This is a genomic window from Halobacillus karajensis (genome assembly GCF_900108515.1).
Lineage (GTDB): Bacteria > Bacillota > Bacilli > Bacillales > Halobacillaceae > Halobacillus > Halobacillus karajensis.
Genome location: NZ_FNWW01000003.1, coordinates 172,196 through 194,747, shown reverse-complemented (window position 1 = coordinate 194,747; position 22,552 = coordinate 172,196). Strand labels below are relative to the sequence as shown.

Sequence of the window (22,552 nt, the reverse complement as noted above, 5' to 3'; positions counted from 1 at the left end):
TTGTATCACTATATGCAATCCAGAAACGATTAGAACACTGCTTGGAATGGTGTTATTCGCTTTGAGGCGGTGCTAATTCTACAACTAAATATCCGCCCTCTTTAATATTGGATCCTGCCGGGATGCTTTGTTTTTCAACAAAACCATTTCCCGTACTTTCAATATTCAAATTAAAGTGTTTCACGAGCCTGTGTACGTCTCTAGCAGAATAACCTGTTAAATCAGGCATTGTCGGTTGATCCGTAACAATCATAATGCGTTGATTTTCAACAACTTTTGTACCAGGAGCAGGGAGGATCGCTGATACCTCTTCTCCATCCCCTATGACTTCCACGTTATCGAAGGTTTGTTTTAATTCCTTCTCCGCTTCCGAGGTACTCTTATCCGTAAGATCTGGAAGGGTTAACGGGGATAATGATTCGTCTGTTTCTTTATCCGGCTGGATATCCATGTAATGAAGGCTGTTTTCCATCACTGTCCGTATAATGTAGGAAACCGGTTCAGAACCAAGTTCCGTTGCTTCCAATTCAGGTTGTTGAACAGCTACATACATAAGGAGCTCAGGATCTTCTTTTGGTGCCATTCCTACAAAAGAAAACACATAATTGTCACGTCCGGTCAAATATTTTCCATTTTGGCTGATTTGGGCTGTCCCTGTTTTCCCTGCTAATGTATAATCATCCAATTTGAACGATTGACCCGTTCCTTGTTCAGATGTAACTACGGTCCCCATTAAATCCCGAACCTTCTTAGCTGTACTTTCTGATATCGGATTCCCGATTTCCTCAGGCTTATTTTCTTTTAATACTTCACCCGTTTCACTGGATGTAATTTTAGAAAGCATATACGGCCGCATAATTTTTCCGTCATTAGCTATAGAAGTAGCGGCGGTCATCAATTGAATCGCTGTAACCGTCGAGCCTTGGCCGAAAGAAGTGGTTGCCTGTTCGGACGGCTTATCAAAAACAAACCGGCCGTTCTTTTCGTTCGGAAGGTCGATGCCTGTTTTCTCATCAAAGTTAAAGGCCGTCAAATATTTACGCAGTTTCGTAGGACCAAGTACTTCTAAGGCAAGTTTAGAAGAGGCTACGTTTGAGGAACGCTGAAATCCTTCATCATAGGAAATCTTTCCCCATCCTTTAGCATTATTGTGGTCGCCAATCGTATGGCCGGGTACTTTATACGTTCCCGATTTAAACATGTCACTTCCGTTATATACCCCTTCTTCAATCGCTGCCGCCCAGGTGAACATTTTCATTGTCGAGCCTGGCTCAAAAGTGTGGGAAACCATGTCATTATACCAATTTTCAACATCGTTAATGTTATTCGGGTTGTAGCTGGGCCGGTTACTCATCGCCAAGATTTCACCCGTATCCGGATCCATTACAGCAGCCATGACTTTCTTAGGGTTATACTCTTCCTGCACCTGTGTTAAAGCATCTTCCAGAAATGTCTGGATTTTTTGGTCAAGTGTCAAGTATACATCTTTCCCATCTTCAGGTTCTGTCATGACTTCATTTGGGTCTAAGAGTTTGGTTCCATATTTGTCCCGCTCGTAACTGATTTTCCCTTTTTCTTCCTGAAGGTGTTCTTCCATTTGCTTTTCGATTCCTGTCACGCCGTTAATGTTTCCGTCTTGGCTCCTTGCAAAACCAATGACGTGAGAAGCGAACTGTCCATTCGGGTAATAGCGTTTGGATTCTTGCTTGAACTCAATTCCATTCAATTCAAGTTCCTCGATTTCTTCTTTTGTTTCTTGAGATATCGAGCGTCCCTCAGCCCCGAACTCTACTTGGAATCGATCATTTTCTTGTCCCTCTTCGATTGTTTTTTGGATTTCACTTGCTTCCATATCCAGCAAAGGAGCGAGTTTTGCAGCCGTTTCTTCCGGTTCAGTCACATGCCCCGGTGGATTCATATTAGCCGCATACGCTTCATCTACTATGGCGTAAATGCGGTATGTTGGGCGGTCATACGCCAGTACCATTCCGTTTTTGTCAAAGATTTTACCTCTGTCTGCATCTATTTCGTAGGAGCTTGTCCTAATATCTTCTGCCCATTTCTGAAGGTCGACTCCTTCGACCGTCTCAGCCGTCTCGATGTAAATAAAACGCCCCGCAATGATGAAAAACATAATCCCGAAGATCAGGATCAACAAAGCGGAGCTCCGATTGTTGTTTCGACTTTTCATTGTCTCATCACCAGCCGTTATTCGTTATTAATTTTACCGGCTTGTTTCACTTGGGCATTTTGAATATTCAATCCGTTTTCTTTCGCAATGCTTAAAATGCGATCAGGGTTACTTAGTTCTTTTACCTGATAGGCAAGGTTTTCATTCTGTGACTGCTGCTGTTGAATGTCTTGTTCCAAGCTGCGTATATCACGATTGATCGCATCGGTTTCTGCAGAAGTATGAACTAGGAAAACAGACGCAGCTAGGACAGCTGCTGTTGAAAAGGAATAGAGGAATTTCTCTCCGGTACTGATCCATTTCTTTTTATGTACCTTTACTTTCACCTGCTTCTGTTTCTCAGGCTGCTGTAAAGGCTGCTGTTTTCTGATCTTTTCAGCACTCATGTTTGTTTCCACCCTTCTTTAAATTCAAATTCTTTATTCCAAGGTTTGACTTTCTCGACAATCCTCAACTTCGCAGAACGTGAACGACGATTTTCCTCAAGCTCTGATTTTTCGGCAATAATAGGCTTTCGGCTTAGTAATCGAAAAGGTGGCTGTTTGTCTTCCGGGATAACAGGAATGTTCCTCGGAAGGGGAGGATTTGTACTCCACTTTTTAAAGGCTTGTTTACAAAGGCGGTCTTCCAGCGAGTGGAAAGTAATAACCGCAACACGACCGCCGATTCCTACGACACGAGCGGCCTGATGAAGGCTATCCTGGAAAGCTCCAAGCTCATCATTCACAGCAATACGGATAGCCTGAAAAATTCGTTTCGCCGGGTGTCCCCCTTTTCTCCTTGCAGGAGCTGGAATTCCTTCTTTGATTAATTCAACAAGTTCTCCTGTCGTTTCGATCGGTTTCTCGGTCCGTGCCGCTTCTATTTTCCTTGCGATTTGCTTCGAAAATTTCTCTTCGCCATATTTGAAGAAAATACGGACGAGATCTTCGTAGGACCATTCATTGATGACTTCTTTCGCACTTAACTCATCTTCCTGATTCATCCGCATGTCCAGCAGAGCATCCTGATGATAGCTGAATCCCCGCTCTTCTACATCCAACTGGGGGCTGGAAACACCGAGGTCATAAATCACACCATCGACATCCGTTACCTCAAGCTCTGCCAATTTCTCTTCCAGCTGACGGAAGTTTGCATGGACAAAGGTTACTCGGTCTCCATATTCCTTAAGCCGCTCTTTTGCAGCACGAAGCGCAACCTCATCCTGGTCAAAAGAAATCAGCCGTCCCTTTCCGGTCAAAACAGCGGCGATGGCTTCTGAATGCCCGCCGCCTCCTAATGTACAATCCACGTAAATACCCTCTGGGTCTACGTCTAAATGCTGTATGGTTTCCTTTTTTAATACACTATAATGCTCAAACATAAGTTTCACTCGTTTCTGCCTATCAGATATCAAAATCTAACATATTTTCTGCAATCTCTGAGAAGGATTCTTCTGATGCCGCAAAATAGCTTTCCCATTCATCATGACTCCAAAACTCAATCCTGTTGGATACACCAATGACAACACATTCTTTTTCTAACGATGCGTACTTCCTCAGTGGCTGGGGGATGTTGATTCTCCCCTGTTTGTCCACTTCACATTCAACAGCACCAGAAAAGAAGAAGCGGGTAAAAGCACGGGCGTCTTTTTTAGTAAGGGGGAGTTTTTTCAGCTTCTCTTCGAGCAGTTTCCATTCATTCATAGGATAAGCAAACAGACACTGATCTAATCCTCGCGTCAGAACAAAGCTGTCACCAAGATCCGGGCGGAACTTCGAGGGTACGATGATCCGTCCTTTGGCATCAATGTTGTGTTGAAATTCACCCATGAACATAGAGTCTCCCCACCTTCTATTTTCACCTTACCACATCGCCCCACTTTTCTCCACTTACTTTTTAATCATTCTCTTTCCATGAAAAAAATCCTGCCCGTGAAGGCAAGATTTTAGAGGGGTTTAACTATTTATTTCGTGGTGGGGGATGGTGGGGGACCTTCCCTACAAATATACGACATAATGATCGTTTTCAAAGCTCAGATGGTGTCTGTTTATCTGTTCAAATACTGTTCTGCCATAATGGTTCACCCATGGGACGATACTCCACATGCGCTCCTGTAGTCCGCCTGCCGGGTGGAGCGTCACTTCTATATTATCAAACTGTTCCATTTCATGCTGGTGCCGCTCTTCCATAGAACGCTGCAGACGTTTCTCAAGAAAATCAATGTGACCAAGCAGGTATTCTAAGTTCTTCTCAGCCAGCTCGCCCAAATCTGTACTTAAAGACGCAGATTTTTCTCTTAAAGGGGCGTGTACACGGTCAATCTCATTCTTGACTTGTTCTGTCAGCCGACTAATAGGCGGAGTACTTTGGGATGCAATCCAATTGAGCTTCTGCTCTCTTACACCGCCACGGATCACTTCCTTTGTTGATAGTTGCAATCTTTCAAGCTGCTGGCCTGTTTTCCTGTCAATCATCGTAAATGATAAACGAGGAAAGACAGGCGGCATACATAAGCCAGTAGCTTCAAAAGCAGGTTTCAATGCAGACCAATAGTTAATTTCGCCAGGCCCCCCTATAAAAGCAAGAACTGGAAAAAGAGCCTCTTGCATCAATGGTCTTGTGACTACGTTATTACTAAGAAATTCAGGGCTTTCTTCTGCTATCTTTAACATTTCTTCTTTGGTTAGAACAACTTCATTGTTCTTTCCTACGAATCGCCCTTGTTCATCTCGCACAAGTAAGATTCTCTCTCCTTCCTTGTGATAGAAAAGGTGGGCATCACTCCACTCGCTATCCAGCATGGTTTCGTACCCTTCTTGACGATTTTTTTGCAGCATAGCGTAAACCCCGCGAGCAATTTCATCGTTCTGATGAATCATTGTAGTAAAGTATGGGGATTCAAGTCGGCGGATATCCGGGTGATGAGCATCCATCAACACAAGACCTTCGTCAGGAAATAAATAATAGACGACTTTTGCAAAAAAATCCGTATAGGTTTTGGACGCCCTCAATAATCTATCCATTTTTTTATAAAAGTCCTGGGTATGCTCTGTCTCTTTAACCAACTGGAAAACTTGTTTGAGCCAGTCGGAAGCTTTGGTCTGATCGATGGCAATATCAGAAACAGATGCTTTCGATTCAGGCGTGTGAGCAATTGTTCTTTTTCTCATTTCCCCGCCCTGATTCATCATGACATGGTGAATTTCATCAAAGTCATGGTCTTCCCCTGCGATCCAGAATACAGGTATGACCGGCTTTCCAAGGTCTCTTTCTTTCTCTTTAGCCAACTGAAGCACAGAAATAATCTTATGAACAGAATAGAGAGGGCCTGTAAGCAAACCTGCCTGCTGCCCAGCAATAATGACAACACTTTCTTCATCTTTAAGCTTATCGACACTTTCCAGAGTTTTCTCGGGCGCTCCCCAACGACGGTTCATCGTAAGTAGAACCTCAGATAATGCAGTTCTCTGATAGGTCTGCTCTTTTAACTCAGACAAGCGATGATTCCACATCTTTTTATCAAAAGGTGCATGGCCGAACCTATCGGCGATTTTTTCAAAGTTTTTTTTATAATCACGAAACAACGTTTGTTTCGGTTCCAATTCAATCGGATCGATACGCATATCTATACGGCTCCTTTATAGGCATAAGTTACATGGTTTAGTATGTATCTATTGTATTGTACAAAAAACAAACACAAACTTCACATTATCTGTTTATAAGTGATGAAAAAGATGGATGATCCCTTTAAAAGTTGAACAAAAGTTTGAAGCACAGCCTTTTTGTAAAGCTGTGCTTCAACTCTATGTGTTATTTTGTGTGGATTATATAAAAACATGTCCCCTGCACTGCACATGCCCTTTTTCTTTCAGACGAAAACGACTCGGCTCAATAGCCCGTAAGCACTTAACCCGACGTAAACCAGTATAAATAAGAGAAAGCTGACGCGCCAAAAACCTTTCAAGGCGCGGAACAATTGAACCTCTTCCTTCAATTTATACTGTGCGATCATAGACAAACCTAGGAGAAAGAGTAAGAAGATAATAATATAAGGGAAGAAACTTCGGTTAAACAAAACGACAAGCAGCACGTGGACCGCTAATATAAAAACAGGCGCCGTGAAATTAGCGGTACGGTGTAAAGCTTTTAATTTATGTTTACTCCATTTTCGGGCGCAAAGGTAGAAGATGACCAGGAATGGGATCGGTAAGGTGATGAGGATCGCAATGGTATAAATAAGGAGATCACCCATAGCGTCTTAACCCCCTTTCATATTCGAGCGCATGGATGGCCCTTACTACGAATTGATGATAGGGCAGCGGACCTTTACTTTTACGTAGGACATAACCACTGATACTATCAATTTCAGTGAGACGGTTTTCTAGGAGATCCTTCAACATGGACGATTGGTTTTCCCCAGTTATCTCAGCGATCTTCTTCACCCTCTCCCATTCCTTCTCTATGGACATCCCCAATACGGTGCAAGCTTCCTCACATAAGGAATAGGCAAGTTCTCTCATCGATGGGTTGGTTAATATGGAGTGGTTCGGTTGAAAGAATAAGGCGGTAAGAGAATTGATAACTGTATTGATGACGATTTTATTTTTTAGCATGCGCTCATAATCTTCCTGTGGAATGAACGGGAAGTCTCTTCTATGTAATGTCTCCGCAAGGGGTTGGACACCGTGTTCTTCCACATGCGTAAACGCCGCCAATTGGATATTCCCTTTTCCAGTGTGAGAGACCTTATTATCTGCTGTTGCCAAGGCTCCGTGCTCTACGACACCGACATAGCTGCTTAGGTTTGTTTCTTGAATTTTTGCTAAGTGCCCCATACCATTTTGAAGAAACAAATAGGGCGCATCCTTCGGCAGTTGTTCAGCAAGAAGAGCTGGGAGGCTGTGTTGTTTAACTGTAACAATCCATAAATCAAAGCCTTCATGGACCGTTGTGTGCATGTGGGCATGGACGGATGTGGGGCTTGGAAGACCATCACAAACAATTCCTTCTGTTTTAAGGATTTGCTTTTGTCTTTCATTTCTAACAAACATATGAATCTCATGATTTTCCCCAAGATAGGCCCCTGTCAATAATCCTATGGAACCCGCTCCAATGATTCCAATTTTCATCTGTCTCTCCTCATTTCTTACGAATCTGCTTACCCATTGTAGCAGATTCTCGAACAATAATGCAGTCGATTTTTGTCCAATGTATTATTATTCATTTCATTCTGAAAATTTTTATATTATAATAAGGATATATACAGATAATTGAAAGGGGATTCTGATATGATGACAAAAACAAAAGTTCAACCTTTGTTGGTCAATTATAAGACGCTCGAGGAATTTAAGCGCTTCAAAGAATACGGAAACCAGGAACTTGCCATGTTGGAAGACTTAGAAAGCAATATCGTTGAAAACGACAGTGAATCACCTTTTTACGGGATCTATTATGGAAGCGCTTTAGTGGCGCGGATGAGCCTGTACCGTGTGAAGGCAAAATATGATCATTACTTCGAACCCCCTCAGGACTATTTAGAATTGTGGAAACTCGAAGTACTGCCTGACTACCGAGGGCTTGGCTATGGGAAAGATTTAGTAGAATTTGCAAAAAGTTTCGATCTGCCGATCAAAACAAATCCTCGCATCAATTCTCACGGTTTTTGGGAGCATATGGGCTTCCAGAAAGCTAATTATGATGTAGAGCGCGATTTAGGGGAGAACCCTCTGATCTGGATGCCATCAGGTGTCGAGGAAAGAGATGTGTAAATAAAAAACAAGAATGAGGCCACTACACTTGTTGTAGGGGCCTTTTTTTATGATAGTAATTAATATAAAGGGCATGAGGAACGAGGAAAATTAAACACCACTTTCACTTTTTCGTTTTTCTCTCACCCAGTGTACGAGTCGATCCATTTCGTTCCATGCCGCTTCCCACTGTTTCAATTCTTTACGGAGTTTTTCATTATCCTCGTTAAGCTTTTTCAGTTTACTTTCCAAGTTTTCTTTCCCCTGCTCTTCGAACTGCTTACTTTTCATCTCTTTTAAAAAGGAAATGGCCGCATCAAGAGACATCGGGGCTTCATCGGATGATGCAGGTGGTGCATAGAACGTTCGCGTCGATTTTCTGCTATTTTTAGCTTCCTGAATTTCTTTCTGATATTTTTTCCGGACGGTCGCATTCCATCGGAATCCACACGCTGCCGGAGTTCTGTGCAGCTGTTCAGCGACTTCCTGGAAGGCTTCCAGCTGCGTTTTCCCTTCACGAATATGTTTTAACACAGTCGTTGCCAGTAAAAGATCCTCTTCTTCCTTCCAGGCATCTTGTCTTGGGGCATCCATAGCATCCCTCCTCTATCGTTTGCTTATAGTTATGCATGAGGGATGATTGATAGAATCGCATTTCTCATTTCTTACCTTTTTCTCTTAGCTGCAAAGTTCCGAACTGCTTCTTTATGTTCATCCGATTCCCATAATAAGGAGCATTGATACACTTCTTTGTCCATTTGCTCCGATAGATACGGAAGATCTAAATGTTCCATATACTGGCGTTTAAAGACCCTCATCTGTTCATTTGTTTTTCTTAAAAAGGAAGCAAACAATTTTTCATTCCAGTTTACCATAATGATCTTATGTAACCACCCAATTCGATAGACTTGCTCTGCTGTGTACATTTCAGCATCCATTAGCCAATGAGCAGCAAAGTCGTTTTGTATTCGATGGTATAGAAGCGTCCCTCCTCCCCAACCAGGTGTGATCCCTAAGTTCCCTTGAACGAACCCATAAGAGGCCTGTTCCGCCCCATACCTAAAGTCACAGGCTGTTGCAATTTCGCATCCCCCTCCTCTGGCTTGCCCATTTAGAACGGCAATTGTAGGGACTGGGAATGTAGCTAATTCATACAGCACTTCCTTCATAGGATGTAAGATTTGATAGGCTTGTTCAGCATTCATTTCCCCGTGAAGTTCATTAAGGTCTCCACCGGCACAAAATGCTCGATGACCTGCGCCAGTGACGATAAGGAATTTCAAATCTTCCTGCTTCAAATCTATAATCGCTTTGTACATTTCTTTTGTTAGCTGTTTCGTAACCGCATTCATTTTTTCCGATCGATTCAAGGTTATAACGGCATACCCTTCTTTTTTCTCTAGTAATACTTGCTTCTCCATTCATTCCACCCCTTTCTACCCTAATGTACCAGAAAAGTGATCAGAAGTATTCAACTATATGGCGGTTCTCTGGAAACTTGATTCCGGGAAATCGGGTGCGGATCGGAGCGGCGAGGAATGGATCGCCGTGCCTTGCATAATGGACTTCTCAAAAATCTCTTCCAAGAATAGTGATCTTTATGAAAGGGAGACCCCAGAGCCGTCTCAAGTATTTCGGAAATCGTCCTCCATACAATCTACCAGTGGATGAAAACTCGATGATGACGTTACTGTAGATCCGTCTCCATAAAAGACTCCTGCGGGAAAGGATGGGTTTGCCGTCTTCCCTGTGGAAAGCGAGTAGCTTCCCCTCCCCCATTCACACATACAATGTCTCAAAACTGAGTGTTCTGGATAAGGGAGCTTTTGCGGGAAAAGAGTAGATATATAAAAAAGGCCTGACCGAAGTCAGACCTTTTTTTAATGAACTTAGTCGTTCACCACTTGTTTTCCATTATATTGTCCACAAGATTTGCAAACATGGTGTGGTTTTGAGTACTCGCCACAGTTATCACACTGAACCATTCCTGGTGCATGAAGTTTCTTGTGAGTACGACGTTGGTTTTTTACTTTTTTAGACGTTTTACGCTTAGGTACTGCCATGTTGTACACCTCCTTTAAGGAATTGTGAGAACCATAAATGTTTTATTATTCGTTCTCTTCTTCATTTAATAATGATTGCAGTTTAGCCATTCGAGGATCCACTTTCTTTTCCTCTGGTTCCTCTGTAACCACCTGCCAGCCTTTCCCTTCCTGGGGGGCTGCTTCATGAGCCTCATCATCATTAGAAAAAACACGAGTTGGAATCTCCAACTGTACATTTTCCTTGATATAAGGCGTTAAGTCAAGCACTTCTCCATTCACGGAATGAACTTCAGAGTCATCTTCTTCTGTATGGTACGGTGACAGATTAAATGCCTCCAGAGCCTCAATGTGAAATGGATAAGTCACATCGACTAATGTCCGGGCACAAGGCAACACCATTTCTCCATCAATTGAAAAAGTTACCGTTATATCATTTCCTCGTGTCATTGCCTGACCTTTGACATGAACAGGGGAGATCCTGCGAATGTCATTGTTCAACTTTTCTAATTCGCGAATATCTACGTCATCCTCAAAATAGAAAGGCTCATCGCCTGCCTGTTTGAGTTTTTGTAGAGGAAATTTCATAGTTATCACCTCATGGCAACAAAAGTTATTGTAAAAGGATTTCGCTGATTTGTCAATATTTTTTCTTTACAGCACGTTCTTGTATTAGCGCTGTTTATACCAAAAATCCCACATTTTCCGAATAGGAAGCGAATTTTCCCTACTATCATGATAAAATAAACCAAACACTTGTTCAATAGTAAAGAAACGGACAGGAGGATCATAATGAAATCTTGTGGAGTAGTTGTCGAATATAACCCCTTTCATAATGGACATCTTTATCATCTGGAACAATCCAAAAAACATGCAGAAGCCGACTGTATGATTGCGATTATGAGTGGAAACTTTCTACAACGCGGCGAGCCGGCGATCATTGATAAGTGGCACCGAACAGAGGCAGCTCTTCACGGGGGGGCAGACCTGGTTATCGAACTTCCATTTCTATATGCCGTGCAACATAGTGATTTTTTTAGTCAAGGTGCGGTTCAAACATTGGCTGAAATGGGAGTGGACAGTATTTGTTTCGGAAGTGAAAACGGCCGTATCGAAAGTTTTTTAGAAGCCTTTGACCATATGAACAAACACCAGGAAGAATTTAATGCCACCGTACGCATGTATTTAAATGAAGGGTATGCTTACCCTGAAGCATCCCGCCTTGGGTATGAAGCGATCTCCTTTCCCTCAGGGTCGATTGACCTCACTCAACCAAATAACATTCTGGGTTATAGTTATGTGAAACAGCTTCTTACTTATGCCCCTGAGGTAGAGCCACTAACTGTATTGAGAAAGAACAATCACTATCATGATGAAGAAATGTCGGGCCAGATCTCTAGTGCCACAAGTATAAGAAAAGAACTCTTGCAGGCAGAAGCAATGACAGAGAAATCGGAACTCTGTCTTCCTCCTCAAACGGTTAAGGTATTGCAGCACTATCAGATCCACCAAGGTCGCTGGCACAACTGGGAGGATTATTTCCATTTATTGCAATACAAAATCATGACAATGGAAGAAAGTACGCTCCGATGTTTCCATGGAGTGGATGAAGGATTAGAATACCGTTTGAAAAGAATGATTAAAGCATCTGCTACCTTTCATGAGTTTCTATCTTCCCTAAAGACCAAACGTTACACTTGGACACGTCTTCAGCGCACACTTGCCCATATTCTCGTAGGCACGGATAAGGAAGAAGCTCGTATCCTCTTGAGAGAAACACCCCCTCCATATGCGCGAGTCCTTGGCCTATCGGAAACAGGAAAGAGATACCTGCGTTCAATTAAAAAAGAAGCAGATATTCCGATCATCACCCAGCCACAACAGTTCACTCATGACATGCTCGACCTGGAAGCAAGAGCAGCTGCCGCTTATTACAGTGTATTAAGTCCAAAGCAAAGAGTTAACAAACTAAAGAGAGAATACGAGGCTCCTGTCATCCTTTAAGTCAGCTGAGCTGTTTGGAAGCGTGACAGCTGCCATAATAGCTAAAAAAGCAGCCGTCCCTTAGCGGAACGGCTGCTTTTCAGGCTTCTTGCTGAGGTTTTAAATTTTGTAAATATTCTAATGCATCATTAAATGTATCTACAGGTACAACCTTCATGTTTGTATCAATTTCCTCGGCTGCCTTTTTGGCAATTTGGTAATTGGATCCTTCTCTTCCCTCTTCATTCGGGGCAAAAAAGACATCGGCTCCATGTTCAGAAGCGGCTACCACTTTCTTATCAATTCCTCCAATCCGGCCCACTTGCCCTTCATAATTGATCTCCCCTGTACCGGCGATTTCATACCCTTTCGTAAGGTCCGATTCTGTTAATTGATCGTAGATTTCTAGTGAAAACATTAACCCGGCACTTGGTCCGCCAATTTGACCGCTTTTCACATTCACTTCCGGGCTGACTTTTACAGACCGGTCTGTGACAAGCGAAATGCCGACCCCCACTTTATCCGGGTTATCCGGGAATGGGGCAAGTTCAAGATCTCGTTCAATTTCCTTATCTTTTCTAACGATAGACAAGGTGACAGACTCGCCTGCTTCCATGTTCGTAACATAGTTAATCAAGTCACTCGTTTCTTTAATTTCCTGCCCATCCACTTTGACGATTTGATCCCCTGTTTCCAGGATCTCCTCAGCAGGCATACCTTCAATGACATTCATTACATAGACACCTTCATAGGTAATATCGATCTCTTTTTCTGCTGCTTGATAGGCGACGACTTTCGAAGCCTCTTGAGAGGATTCCATCATCTGGAGTTGCGCATGGAAATATTCCTCTTCTGTGACCCCTTCCGGTCGGATCTCTTCTAATGGATAAATTTGATGGAAAGGGCGAATTTTAGCAAGCATCCATTGCAATGGAGTTGCCTGCCCGCCCCTGACTGTCACAAGGTGCATATCTCCTTCACTTTCATACCCCCCGGTGACCTCTACAATATCGTTCAGTGGATCAGCCGTTCCCGGTTTATAAATGTAATAGGGGAGCCTGAATGCTCCTAAAAAAGCTACGATAAGGATAGTTATAATTCCTGTAATAATCAGTCTTCGATTTGCCCTCATTCTTCCGTAGACCCCTTCCACGCAGCGAGTTTCTTTTTGATATCCTCAATGATACTTTCCGCTGCTTTCTCACCCGCCCCGACAATTTCTGGAATATTGGTAAATGCACGGGAACTAAAATTGGATACATCTGGTCTAATCATCACATCTGCATCTGTTGATACACCGACAGCTGTCACAAGCTCATCCTGCATAATATCAATACTCTGGGTGATGACATCATAGATGGAATTGATATTCGGATCGGCATCAAAATGAGCACAATCCACAGCGATGATGAACTCCGCCCCCATTCCCTTGGCCACAGAAACAGGAACGCGATCAATCACGCCACCATCAATATAGAGGCGATCATTAATTTTTTCTGGAACAAATATACCAGGAATAGCGATACTGGCTCGAACGGCTTCACTTGCTGGACCTTTGGTGAAGGTTTTTTTCTCACCAGCATAAAGGTCTGTAGCTACTATCGACATTGGAATATTGAAATCCTCTATATTTTTCCCAAAAGTGAACAGCCGGATATACTCTTTAATTCGTTTCCCTTGTACAAAACCCATTTTCGGGACAGTAAAATCCAAATAGTACTTTCGTTTAAATGTAAAAGCGAGTTTATACATGTCTTCAATATTTTGGCCCGCAGCAAAAAAAGAGCCGACAAGAGCCCCCATACTGCTGCCCGCAACCAAATCCACGGGAATGTTATGTTCGCGAAGGACTTTCAGAACACCCAAGTGTGCAAAACCACGCGCACCCCCAGAACCTAATGCCAAGCCTATTTGCGGTCTGCTCACGAGCCATTCCTCCTTCGTCGATACGGTTTATTTTATGGAATAAACCCTTCCCTTATGAGCGTACACATGGAATATAGACAACCTGTGAACGCGGAGAAATCTATTCCCATTCTACTATTCCTATTATAAGAAGTACAGAAAACTGCCATACCAAGGAGGCGTTCTCCATTTCCAAATTAAAAACCGTCGCATTAACACTGCTTGCTTCAGCGCTTGCGATATCATTGATCTTGTACCCACGTGATGCTCTTTCTGCGAGTTTACGCGGACTTGACCTTTGGTGGGAAGTTGTCTTTCCATCTCTTCTCCCTTTTTTCATTACAGCTGAATTACTTATCGGCTTTGGTGTCGTGCATGGACTCGGGGCTCTTAGTGAGAGATTAATGAGACCATTGTTTAATGTACCCGGCTGCGGTGGATTCGTTTGGGTCATGGGGATGGCCAGTGGCTATCCCTCTGGTGCGAAATGGACGGCAGACCTAAGAAAAAAAGGACAAGTTACCCGTATAGAAGCTGAGCGTTTAGTGGCCTTTACGAATGCCTCCAGCCCACTGTTCATTTTTGGTGCGATTGCTGTCGGATTCTTTCATGACGCAAGCCTCGGAATCCTTATTGCGGCTGCCCACTATGGAGGAAATTTCTTAGTCGGAATGGCCATGCGTTTTTATAAAAAGCATGAGGAAGAATCCCCGATGGACCGAAAGTCTTCTACCTGGAGGGATGCCTTTCATAAAATGCATCAGTCGCGCCTGGAGGATGGTCGGACGCTGGGAAAATTGATGGGAGATGCCGTCACTCGTTCTGTAGACACCCTGCTCATGGTCGGTGGCTTCATCATGTTATTTTCGGTCCTTACAGAATTATTAAAACAAACAGGAGCCATTCATATTTTTTCTCACCTGCTTTTTTATACGGGGATTCCCGAAAGCTTTCATGTCCCCTTTACAGCCGGTATGCTCGAATTAACCACGGGAATAGGGGCGATTACGGAAACTCATGAACCCCTGCTTTCGCAATTGGTAATTGTCAGCTTCATCCTCGGATTTCACGGGTTTTCCATTCAGGCTCAAATTGCAAGCATCCTTGCTGAGACAGATATCCGCTTCAAACCTTACGCGCTTGCACGGATAGCCCATGGCTTCACAGCTGCAAGTCTGGTCTTTGTTTTATATCACCTTTTCCGGCCCTACCAGCAGCAAAGTATGCCTATATGGAATCCAAATGAGAATTTCACCACGCCGATTATTGAATTCTTCACCCACTATGGCCCTCCCATCACTTTGCTAATGATTATGCTCATGATTGCCGTAAAGTGGAACAGTCAGCGAAGAATAAAAAACGATCCCTACGAATATGATGCGTAGGGATCGTTTGCCTTTATATGAAGGATTAAAACTTTTCGGAAAGCGCCTTTTCTACCGGAGGCGGAACAAGATCACTAATGTTTGCCCGATATTTAGCTACTTCTTTGACAATACTCGAGCTTAAAAATGAGTATTGGTTATTCGTCATAACAAAAAAGGTTTCGATATCTTCATTTAACTTACGATTCATCGAAGTAATTTGCATTTCATATTCAAAATCACTGACAGCCCGCAATCCGCGAATAATAGCCTGTGCTCCTTTTTCTTCCGCGTAGTCCATTAAAAGACCACTGCATGCATCAACAGATACATTATCCATATCCTTTGTTACTTCCTCTAATAACTTCGTCCGCTCATCTACATCGAACAAAGGAGCTTTGCTTTGGTTATTAAAAACGGCCACAATTACGTGGTCGAACACCTTCGCTCCCCGGCGGATGATATCTAAATGTCCATATGTAACGGGATCAAAGCTTCCCGGGCAAATCGCTAGACGTGTCATACTTTTCTCTCCTTACTCAAAAATCGATACACCAATATTACTCCCATAATGATCTGTTTTCATTCGTTTCAGACGCCCCACTTCTTCAGGGATCTTTTCAGATGCATCGTGTTCACACACAATTATGGCTCCATCAGCCACAAGTTCGTGATCTAAAAGCGCTTCCATCAATTCCTTATAAGAAAACTTTTTATAAGGGGGATCCAGAAAAATATAATCAAAGGTTAAGCTCCGTTTCCCTGCGGCCTTAATCGCCCGATTCGCATCTGTTTTAAAAACTTCGGTTCGATCATTCACATGAAGAAGCTTAATATTTTCATAAATGGTCTGGATCGCCTTTTGCTGTTGATCAACGAAAACACACGAATCCACCCCTCGACTAAGAGCTTCTATTCCAAGACCACCGCTTCCCGCGAATAAATCTAAGGCTTTTCCACCTTCAAAGAAGGGGCCAATCGCGTGGAAGACAGCTTCCTTCACCTTATCGGTCGTTGGGCGTGTTTTATGTGTAGGGACAGATTTCAACGGTCGTCCCTTAAATTCACCAGCAATTACTCGCATCCTGTACACCTCACTTGTCAGCATTCCCCATAATCCTACCATAAAACAAAGCTTCCAGGGAAGCTATTGGCTGTGGAAGTAGCATTTAAGGTACTAAAAAGAAAAACAACCTGTCATTTGCGTGATTCAGGCTAAGGTAGAAATTTGTTTTGTTCCCATCTCCATGTATCCTTTTGCGGGATCCAACAGGTGATCTATAAATTTTTTTACTATGGAATGAATAATAAGAATGAACAACGTACATACTAGCATTTGAAGCGGATGATACTGCTTCTGAAAACGGAGAAGGCTTACATCCCCATAAGCTCTTCCTCCGGTTTCTCCTCTCCCTTTACTTTTTTGTTTCATCTCGTATGATTCAAAAAAGCGGGGCCGCCCCTATGGGTGGCCCTATTTTTTTGCATTCCTTTGGATAAGAATGTGCTTTAAGCCTATCCTTTCGTTTCTTATTTCCGATAAGGTTTCATTCCGATATTATAGAAACTGGACCTAGCTAAAAGGATCCCTCTTCTCGATGCCCTCTCCTTTTCCCAATTTACATGGACATGGTTTCATGCTACGTTTAATTTGATTGCTTTTTAGAAAGGACGTACATAAATTATGATACAAAAATTCATTGAACTTGGCGAAGGGTATGCAGACATTTATGAATTAATTGATCTTGGTCATCGTATGCCGGATCGTATTCAGCATGCCATCGCTTTCTATAGTGAAAAAAATGGCCAGCCTGTAGCCTCTCTTTCACTTGTCATGAAGCCTGCCTATAATGACAAATTCCAGCCGATTTATATTTGTCGGGAAGGCATCCCAAATCCACACGAAAAGCCGAACCAACGTTTTGATTTGTATAAACAAATGGCGGAAAATGCCGGAAAAGAGGTTACGGAATTCACCATTAAGCCTTCCCACCTTTTTCCGGAAACGGAACTATTCTACCAACACTTGATCGGCATTCTCCGAATGAATAAATTCATTGCCCCGTTAACGTAAAAAGCTTTCCTGTGTTACGAAAAAGTTCATCCCGACCATTTCTGGATACAGAAAAAAAGCGTCCGCATGGTAGGCGGGCGCTTTTTCGTAAGGTCTAGGACTTTTAAATCCCCATCTTGTAGTCGTACTGTTTAGCTTTATCCGGTTTTGCACCTTCATACTCCGTACGTATGTCTGGTTTATAGGAAGGGATGACGCGGGAAACGAATGGTAGACGCTCTAGTTTTTCCATTTTATATTCGACATCCTCCTGATTAACATACAATAAAGCATACTTCATTTTCTTCGATGCATGAATCAGGTGCCCATGCTTCTTAATTTGTCTTATATTTTTCATATGTTGAAAATATACAATAATGCCTTGTCGTTTCGTCCTGTTCATCGTCTCTACTCCCCATAGAACATAGTATATTATCGTCAGTTTATCAAAAGTCGACAGATACAGCAATGAGGAAAGGTGTGTGGTCATGGTGACTGATCATGAACGGGCGTCCCTTCTATTTGAAGACCTCTTAGAAAAATCCATTGCCATAAAGGAAGTCGAATTAAAAAAAATCGCCGGCATCCCTTTTGTCTATTTAATGCCTGCAGAAGGAGTTACCAAACGTGAGTTGGAAGATATTTTAAAGTGGTGTGCTTCCAAAGCCATGAAAGGAAAACGCCTGACCCTTGCGATGAGCTATGTCCGCAAGAACCAGGCGTTCTATGTGTATCGTGTCCGCTTCTTAGTTCCCCAGCGGAAAATGTTCTGCTGTGGGAATTTATGCGATGATTGTATACGGTTTACTGAACCTTAAAACCTATGAAGCACATCCACAGCTTCCGCCACTTCCACATCCTCCGCTGCAGCCGGTATCCGTAAGCGCCATGCCGTTCTTCGGCACTTTAATTTGTTCGCTTACACTGAAAGCTACACTTTCGCTGATTTCATCCAGAAGCTTTTGGATATTACGTTCCGCTCTTTTGAACTGGGCTACCGTCTCATGCATATCCATCTCTCTTTTTACGGAGCGGACTTTTTTCATGATGGTATTGTAATCCGGATGGTAGCGGCCGAATCGTTGCACGTCCTCATAGTGTTCCTTCATATTTGCAAAATTTTTTATGAGCTTTTGCGCCTCTTTATCATTCTCAAGGGCTCTTTTAGCCTCCTGGTACTGTTGCATCGTTTCTGATTCCAAGATCATACGGCCAATCGATTCAGAACGGTCCAGCAGATCGACAATCTCCATTGTTGCTAGCATATCACATGTCCACCTCCATCTCCTATCTTATCAAATAGGAAAGCAGATGGAAAATAAGAGATGTCTTCCACCTGCCGAAATTCCTAGTAATAAGGGTATTCGATCTCTTTATTCTTTCCTGACTCCTTCTTGACGTTGGTGATCAATTGTTGAAAGTGACCGATCGCACCATTCAGTTCATCAATCTGCCTGGAAACTTCCTCCCAATTAATTTCTTCCATTAATCCCCCCAACTGTTTGATCCAGTCCATTTTGGCTGGAGAGGTTTCCTTTTTATTGTTGGAAGGAAGGGAATCCCAGAAAGGGTCGTCTTCACCGAGGATCATATATTTTTCATAATAGCTTTGAATTAATTTATGATTCTTCCTCAACTGCCCTTTCACTTTCGGGTGTCTGTCAACAAAGGATTTGAACTGCTGGACGCTCGGGTGCAATTCATTTGTACTCATACCTTCTACACCTCACAGTTAGAACTACAGTATAGCCTATGCAAGAGGAAAGTGGGCGTTCATGGTAAAGTTAAGAAATTCTGAGTGTAATATTTTTGATGAACCCCTACACCCAGGTGGGTATATTTGGGGTCAAGCAATGCCTTCCGGTGACCTGGACTGTTCAACCATCCATGAACAGCAGCCGTTGCATCAACATATTGGGAAGCGATATTCTCTCCTGCTCGGACATACATGACATCAGATAAACGTTCCCTCAGTCCTTCGCCGTCCTGGGAATAATGAGAAAAATAATTATTTATATCCATATCCTGGCTATGTAAATAGGCTACATTAGCGGCTTCCTCGTGTTCTTTAAGACTTCCCGCTTTATGATGCTTACGTACACCATTCGTGATGGAAAAGATTTGGGCCTTCATTCCAGCTTCGATCCCCCGCCAATCTTCATCTGTCAAAATTTCCTTTTGTGGCAAAGATCCACGGTAAACCACCTTATACGGCTGCTGTTTAAGTAAAATGTCATTCCGCAGCATTCGAATGGCGAACACTTTCCGGGTGACGTTGTCAAAATATACTTGGGCCGACCAATCGTCCCCAAGCGAAATGACGGGTCGTTCGGCGATATCCTGCTCTGTTAACTTCATCGTATAGGCCCCTTCACTATCAAGGCGATAAGAATCCTCAAATGAAAACCTATCTGTCAGAGCTTCGTAAGAATCATGGACTTGGATGCTCCCTTCTTCTTCTTGAAAAAGCACCCCTGTCACCACCTTATCTTCCTGTATACCGAGCTGTAGTTCCGTTTCTTTATCTGTCCCATATACCCACCATTTATACCCGTATTCACTGGGATCCATCCTTAAAGGTTCGCCTAACTCCTTTAACACTTCTTCAGATGTCAACCCACGTAAAGAAAAGAAAGGCAGAGACGAGTGTTTTTCTGGTTGGGCGACGGTTTCGATCGAAGGTTTTGAGGTGTGAGGAACCTCTGTTTGATTTTGTGAAATAGTAAACCACAATATCAATAATCCGCCAAAAACAAAGAAGCTAAAGAAAAGAACACGTAATTTTGTATTCATTATCCGACTCCTCGTAAGACCGTTTACTTTATGTATAAGCTTTTTCCTATAAGCTATGATTAGAATAGTAAGGAGTAACGATAGACCTTTGTGTTTAGGCCTTTGATCAAAAAACCAATAAGAAAACCTGCTTGACTATTCAAGCAGGTTTTCAAGCTTAGTGAAGCTCTGGACGCTCAGAGATATCCTGTAAAGCCACACCAGCTGCATGATCAGACATCTCTTCTGTGGACAAATCGCCCAAAGAGAGAATGCCGGAAAGTTTTCCGTTTTCCACAACAGGCAGTCGACGCACTTGGTGTTCGGCCATGATTTTGCTTGCTTCTTCTAATGAAGTGTCCGGCGAACAACTGTACATATGGTCACTCATCACCTGCTGGATGGGTGTGGAATCAGGTTTTTTCGCAGCATATCCACGGATGACGAGGTCACGGTCTGTTACCATACCCATAAGGTTCCCTTGATCATCACAAACAGGAATGGCACCAACATTTTTTTCTTTCATCATAGAAGCTGCGTCACTCAACTGGTCATTAGTATGACAGATGGAGACATCGCTTGTCATGATATCTTTTACAGTTTTCATGAAAGATCCTCCTCAATAATCATGATCAATGTTTATTGTCCCCGATTTCCCAAATTTATTACATGCATCACGTATCCATTTATAGTATAATGATGTGGTAAAGACAGATATTAAACATAAGCATGAACATCATCATGCCAAAACGGCAAGCCTTACCTTTTCATATTAAATAAGGTAACTTACATAACAATTGCGAGGTGGAATAAATGAAATTAGAAGGCACTGGGATTGAAGGTCTCGTTGTTGACCTTAAACCATTGACAGAAATCATGGAAAGTAATGGATTCATCCTCGGAGGATCGTGGGACTACGAGCGTGTAACCTACGATTATAAACTCCCCGCGCCAGAAAAAAATATTACCTATTATATTCGAATCCAGGGTTTTGCGCTTGAAGGTGATATCGACAGTGGCGATGCCGTTGTACGCTTAATGAAACCGCTTCTAGGACGTCATTATTATCCTCATGGTGTGGAATATGGTCATGAGGAAGGCTTTACTGACAGCATTATTTCTAAAGCCAAATCGCTTGTATCCAAAGTGGGTGAACCTGCGAAAAAATACCACAGCCAAGTGCCCGAGCATGTTGTCTTGGACAAGCTGAAAAAGTGGGCAGAAGAAAATGAAAACGAAGAAGTTCTCAAAAAAGTGGAAGAGCTTTCCAGCGATTCCGAGCACCGCTAATAATCATTCCGCCTCCTTCTTTGAGGCTGAATACCACAGTCGCACATCATAGTATGGTGAGCGACTTTTTTAAAAGGATGAATATTGAAGTCATGTCAGGCCAATGGGAGAAAGGAGACCTATACATAAATTGTTCCGAATACTTTCAAAAAAACAGTGGATTTTAATACTTCTATCCGCTTTACTCATCATAGCAAGCTATTTTATTTTACCCGTCTCTATTCCATTAATCTTAGCTTTTGTAACCGCGCTTTTTCTGAACCCGGCTATAAGGTGGATTCAATTTAGATTCCGGATCAATCGAAAAATGTCTGTCACTATTGTATTTTTATTGTTCCTTGTATTCCTCGGTTTGCTGGGGTCATTTGCCGTTACACGAGCTGTTACACAAATTGTCCAGCTTGCTGATAATGCACCACAGTATATTAATCAGATCAACGACGTCCTGCTGGACTGGGAAGATCACATGGCCAGCTTCTCACAAACGCTGCCAAAAGAATTCGTTGATAAAGTAACCACTGAAATTATGAATGCGGTCGACCGTACGACAACGGCCATCACGGAAAAATTACAACTTTCCAATATAGCTGCCATTGCTGCCAAGATTCCAGAGCTGCTCGTCAGCTTTCTCGTCTATTTGATCGCCTTGTTCTTGTTCATGCTTGAACTGCCTCGTTTAAGAGATAAAATGCATGAGCATTTTACAGAGGCGACTTCCGAGAAGGTGAAGTTTATGAATGCGCGTCTTTCTTACGTTGTATTTGGGTTTTTAAAAGCTCAATTTCTGGTGAGTATTGTTATTTTCGTTATATCATTGGCCGGTTTATTATGGATCGCTCCTGATGTTGCCTTAATCATGTCCTTAATTATTTGGGCCATTGATTTCATTCCTATTATCGGCTCGATTGTCATATTAGGTCCATGGTCTATTTATATGCTTCTCACGGGTGATATTGCCATGGGAACACAGCTTGGTTTACTGGCGATTGTATTGCTTGCCATTAGGCGTACAGTAGAACCTAAAGTGATGGGGCGCCATATCGGCCTTTCCCCTCTCGCTACATTAATTGCCATGTACTTAGGGTTACAACTTATCGGGTTATTAGGATTCATTCTTGGACCGCTCCTTGTAATAGCATTCAACTCTGCCAAAGAAGCTGGGATTATCCGGTGGAACTACAAATTATAGAAGAAACCAACATCTATACATGAAACCCAGACCA

At 42.7% G+C, this 22,552-nt stretch carries 27 protein-coding genes; 7 read left to right on the top strand and 20 right to left on the bottom strand.

Features of this window, described 5'->3' with window-relative positions; translation table 11 throughout:
- Positions 1-52: 52 nt before the first annotated feature.
- The 7 genes from BLW54_RS08205 to BLW54_RS08175 all read right to left on the bottom strand — a co-directional run bounded on the left by BLW54_RS08205 (position 53) and on the right by BLW54_RS08175 (position 7,302).
- Positions 53-2,191, bottom strand: a complete 2,139-nt coding sequence (locus BLW54_RS08205) for a penicillin-binding protein (RefSeq protein ID WP_035505534.1) — start codon at positions 2,189-2,191, stop codon at positions 53-55.
- Between the two features lie 17 nt (positions 2,192-2,208).
- On the bottom strand, positions 2,209-2,577 hold the full coding sequence (ftsL, locus tag BLW54_RS08200) for a cell division protein FtsL (protein WP_035505536.1): 369 nt from the start codon (positions 2,575-2,577) through the stop codon (positions 2,209-2,211).
- A complete protein-coding gene (rsmH, locus tag BLW54_RS08195) occupies positions 2,574-3,554 on the bottom strand; it encodes a 16S rRNA (cytosine(1402)-N(4))-methyltransferase RsmH (RefSeq protein ID WP_074733905.1) in 981 nt (326 codons plus the stop codon). The genes ftsL and rsmH overlap by 4 nt, the downstream gene beginning before the upstream one ends.
- Before the next feature lie 22 nt (positions 3,555-3,576).
- The gene (gene mraZ, locus BLW54_RS08190; RefSeq protein ID WP_074733903.1) at positions 3,577-4,008 is read right to left on the bottom strand and encodes a division/cell wall cluster transcriptional repressor MraZ; all 432 of its coding nucleotides are present in this window, start codon (positions 4,006-4,008) and stop codon (positions 3,577-3,579) included.
- Positions 4,009-4,170: 162 nt separating this feature from the next.
- A complete protein-coding gene (gene bshC / locus BLW54_RS08185; protein ID WP_074733901.1) occupies positions 4,171-5,796 on the bottom strand; it encodes a bacillithiol biosynthesis cysteine-adding enzyme BshC in 1,626 nt (541 codons plus the stop codon).
- Positions 5,797-6,041: 245 nt separating this feature from the next.
- Positions 6,042-6,425 (bottom strand): DUF3397 domain-containing protein, encoded by a 384-nt coding sequence (locus tag BLW54_RS08180; RefSeq protein ID WP_074733899.1) that lies wholly within the window; start codon positions 6,423-6,425, stop codon positions 6,042-6,044.
- Positions 6,418-7,302, bottom strand: coding sequence for a 2-dehydropantoate 2-reductase (locus BLW54_RS08175; RefSeq protein WP_074733897.1), 885 nt, complete (start codon positions 7,300-7,302; stop codon positions 6,418-6,420). Before BLW54_RS08175 ends, BLW54_RS08180 begins: the two co-directional genes overlap by 8 nt.
- Positions 7,303-7,461: 159 nt before the next feature.
- Between BLW54_RS08175 and BLW54_RS08170 the strand changes: the two genes are divergently transcribed.
- Positions 7,462-7,941: an N-acetyltransferase gene (locus tag BLW54_RS08170; protein WP_083391494.1), complete on the top strand. Its 480-nt coding sequence runs from the start codon at positions 7,462-7,464 to the stop codon at positions 7,939-7,941.
- Positions 7,942-8,031: 90 nt separating this feature from the next.
- Here BLW54_RS08170 and BLW54_RS08165 read toward each other — a convergent pair whose 3' ends face one another.
- The 4 genes from BLW54_RS08165 to BLW54_RS08150 all read right to left on the bottom strand — a co-directional run bounded on the left by BLW54_RS08165 (position 8,032) and on the right by BLW54_RS08150 (position 10,550).
- On the bottom strand, positions 8,032-8,514 hold the full coding sequence (locus BLW54_RS08165) for an RsfA family transcriptional regulator (RefSeq protein ID WP_035505548.1): 483 nt from the start codon (positions 8,512-8,514) through the stop codon (positions 8,032-8,034).
- A 71-nt stretch (positions 8,515-8,585) separates the two neighbouring features.
- Positions 8,586-9,341, bottom strand: a complete 756-nt coding sequence (locus BLW54_RS08160; RefSeq protein ID WP_074733895.1) for an enoyl-CoA hydratase/isomerase family protein — start codon at positions 9,339-9,341, stop codon at positions 8,586-8,588.
- A 468-nt stretch (positions 9,342-9,809) separates the two neighbouring features.
- On the bottom strand, positions 9,810-9,983 hold the full coding sequence (rpmF, locus tag BLW54_RS08155) for a 50S ribosomal protein L32 (protein ID WP_035505553.1): 174 nt from the start codon (positions 9,981-9,983) through the stop codon (positions 9,810-9,812).
- Between the two features lie 45 nt (positions 9,984-10,028).
- Positions 10,029-10,550 carry a YceD family protein gene (locus BLW54_RS08150; protein WP_035505555.1) on the bottom strand — a complete coding sequence of 174 codons (522 nt, stop codon included), beginning with the start codon at positions 10,548-10,550 and terminating at the stop codon, positions 10,029-10,031.
- Positions 10,551-10,754: 204 nt separating this feature from the next.
- Between BLW54_RS08150 and BLW54_RS08145 the strand changes: the two genes are divergently transcribed.
- The gene (locus tag BLW54_RS08145) at positions 10,755-11,966 is read left to right on the top strand and encodes a nucleotidyltransferase (RefSeq protein WP_074733893.1); all 1,212 of its coding nucleotides are present in this window, start codon (positions 10,755-10,757) and stop codon (positions 11,964-11,966) included.
- A 79-nt stretch (positions 11,967-12,045) separates the two neighbouring features.
- Here the strand turns inward: BLW54_RS08145 and BLW54_RS08140 are convergent, their stop codons facing one another.
- Positions 12,046-13,077: a SepM family pheromone-processing serine protease gene (locus BLW54_RS08140; RefSeq protein ID WP_035505558.1), complete on the bottom strand. Its 1,032-nt coding sequence runs from the start codon at positions 13,075-13,077 to the stop codon at positions 12,046-12,048.
- Complete coding sequence (locus BLW54_RS08135; RefSeq protein WP_035505561.1) at positions 13,074-13,871, bottom strand: patatin-like phospholipase family protein; 798 nt, start codon at positions 13,869-13,871, stop codon at positions 13,074-13,076. The genes BLW54_RS08140 and BLW54_RS08135 overlap by 4 nt, the downstream gene beginning before the upstream one ends.
- Positions 13,872-14,038: 167 nt before the next feature.
- On the opposite strand from BLW54_RS08135, the gene spoVV reads away from it, so the two are divergent.
- Positions 14,039-15,235, top strand: coding sequence for a dipicolinic acid transporter SpoVV (gene spoVV / locus BLW54_RS08130; RefSeq protein ID WP_035505563.1), 1,197 nt, complete (start codon positions 14,039-14,041; stop codon positions 15,233-15,235).
- A gap of 25 nt (positions 15,236-15,260) precedes the next feature.
- On the opposite strand, the gene coaD is transcribed toward spoVV, so the two are convergent.
- Together coaD and rsmD are read right to left on the bottom strand one after the other, a co-directional pair.
- Entirely contained in the window at positions 15,261-15,737 is a 477-nt protein-coding gene (gene coaD / locus BLW54_RS08125; RefSeq protein ID WP_035505565.1) for a pantetheine-phosphate adenylyltransferase, read from the bottom strand.
- 12 nt (positions 15,738-15,749) lie between these two features.
- Positions 15,750-16,340 (bottom strand): 16S rRNA (guanine(966)-N(2))-methyltransferase RsmD, encoded by a 591-nt coding sequence (gene rsmD, locus BLW54_RS08120; RefSeq protein ID WP_279626540.1) that lies wholly within the window; start codon positions 16,338-16,340, stop codon positions 15,750-15,752.
- A gap of 558 nt (positions 16,341-16,898) precedes the next feature.
- Between rsmD and BLW54_RS08110 the strand changes: the two genes are divergently transcribed.
- Positions 16,899-17,288, top strand: coding sequence for a DUF7147 family protein (locus BLW54_RS08110; RefSeq protein ID WP_035505569.1), 390 nt, complete (start codon positions 16,899-16,901; stop codon positions 17,286-17,288).
- Positions 17,289-17,391: 103 nt separating this feature from the next.
- On the opposite strand, the gene BLW54_RS08105 is transcribed toward BLW54_RS08110, so the two are convergent.
- The gene (locus BLW54_RS08105; protein ID WP_035505571.1) at positions 17,392-17,670 is read right to left on the bottom strand and encodes a YlbG family protein; all 279 of its coding nucleotides are present in this window, start codon (positions 17,668-17,670) and stop codon (positions 17,392-17,394) included.
- An 85-nt stretch (positions 17,671-17,755) separates the two neighbouring features.
- Here BLW54_RS08105 and BLW54_RS08100 point away from each other — a divergent pair, with 85 nt between their 5' ends.
- A complete protein-coding gene (locus BLW54_RS08100; protein ID WP_074733889.1) occupies positions 17,756-18,085 on the top strand; it encodes a hypothetical protein in 330 nt (109 codons plus the stop codon).
- Between the two features lie 3 nt (positions 18,086-18,088).
- Here the strand turns inward: BLW54_RS08100 and BLW54_RS08095 are convergent, their stop codons facing one another.
- The 4 genes from BLW54_RS08095 to BLW54_RS08080 form a co-directional block, all read right to left on the bottom strand.
- Complete coding sequence (locus BLW54_RS08095) at positions 18,089-18,532, bottom strand: YlbF/YmcA family competence regulator (RefSeq protein WP_035505574.1); 444 nt, start codon at positions 18,530-18,532, stop codon at positions 18,089-18,091.
- An 83-nt stretch (positions 18,533-18,615) separates the two neighbouring features.
- Positions 18,616-18,981, bottom strand: coding sequence for a spore coat protein YlbD (gene ylbD, locus BLW54_RS08090; protein WP_035505577.1), 366 nt, complete (start codon positions 18,979-18,981; stop codon positions 18,616-18,618).
- Positions 18,982-19,040: 59 nt separating this feature from the next.
- A complete protein-coding gene (locus BLW54_RS08085) occupies positions 19,041-20,060 on the bottom strand; it encodes a CAP domain-containing protein (protein ID WP_035505579.1) in 1,020 nt (339 codons plus the stop codon).
- A 157-nt stretch (positions 20,061-20,217) separates the two neighbouring features.
- Positions 20,218-20,646 (bottom strand): CBS domain-containing protein, encoded by a 429-nt coding sequence (locus BLW54_RS08080; RefSeq protein WP_035505582.1) that lies wholly within the window; start codon positions 20,644-20,646, stop codon positions 20,218-20,220.
- A gap of 206 nt (positions 20,647-20,852) precedes the next feature.
- Between BLW54_RS08080 and BLW54_RS08075 the strand changes: the two genes are divergently transcribed.
- Positions 20,853-21,329, top strand: coding sequence for a YugN family protein (locus BLW54_RS08075; RefSeq protein ID WP_035505583.1), 477 nt, complete (start codon positions 20,853-20,855; stop codon positions 21,327-21,329).
- Positions 21,330-21,459: 130 nt separating this feature from the next.
- A complete protein-coding gene (gene ytvI, locus BLW54_RS08070; protein ID WP_208598916.1) occupies positions 21,460-22,518 on the top strand; it encodes a sporulation integral membrane protein YtvI in 1,059 nt (352 codons plus the stop codon).
- Positions 22,519-22,552: the final 34 nt, after the last annotated feature.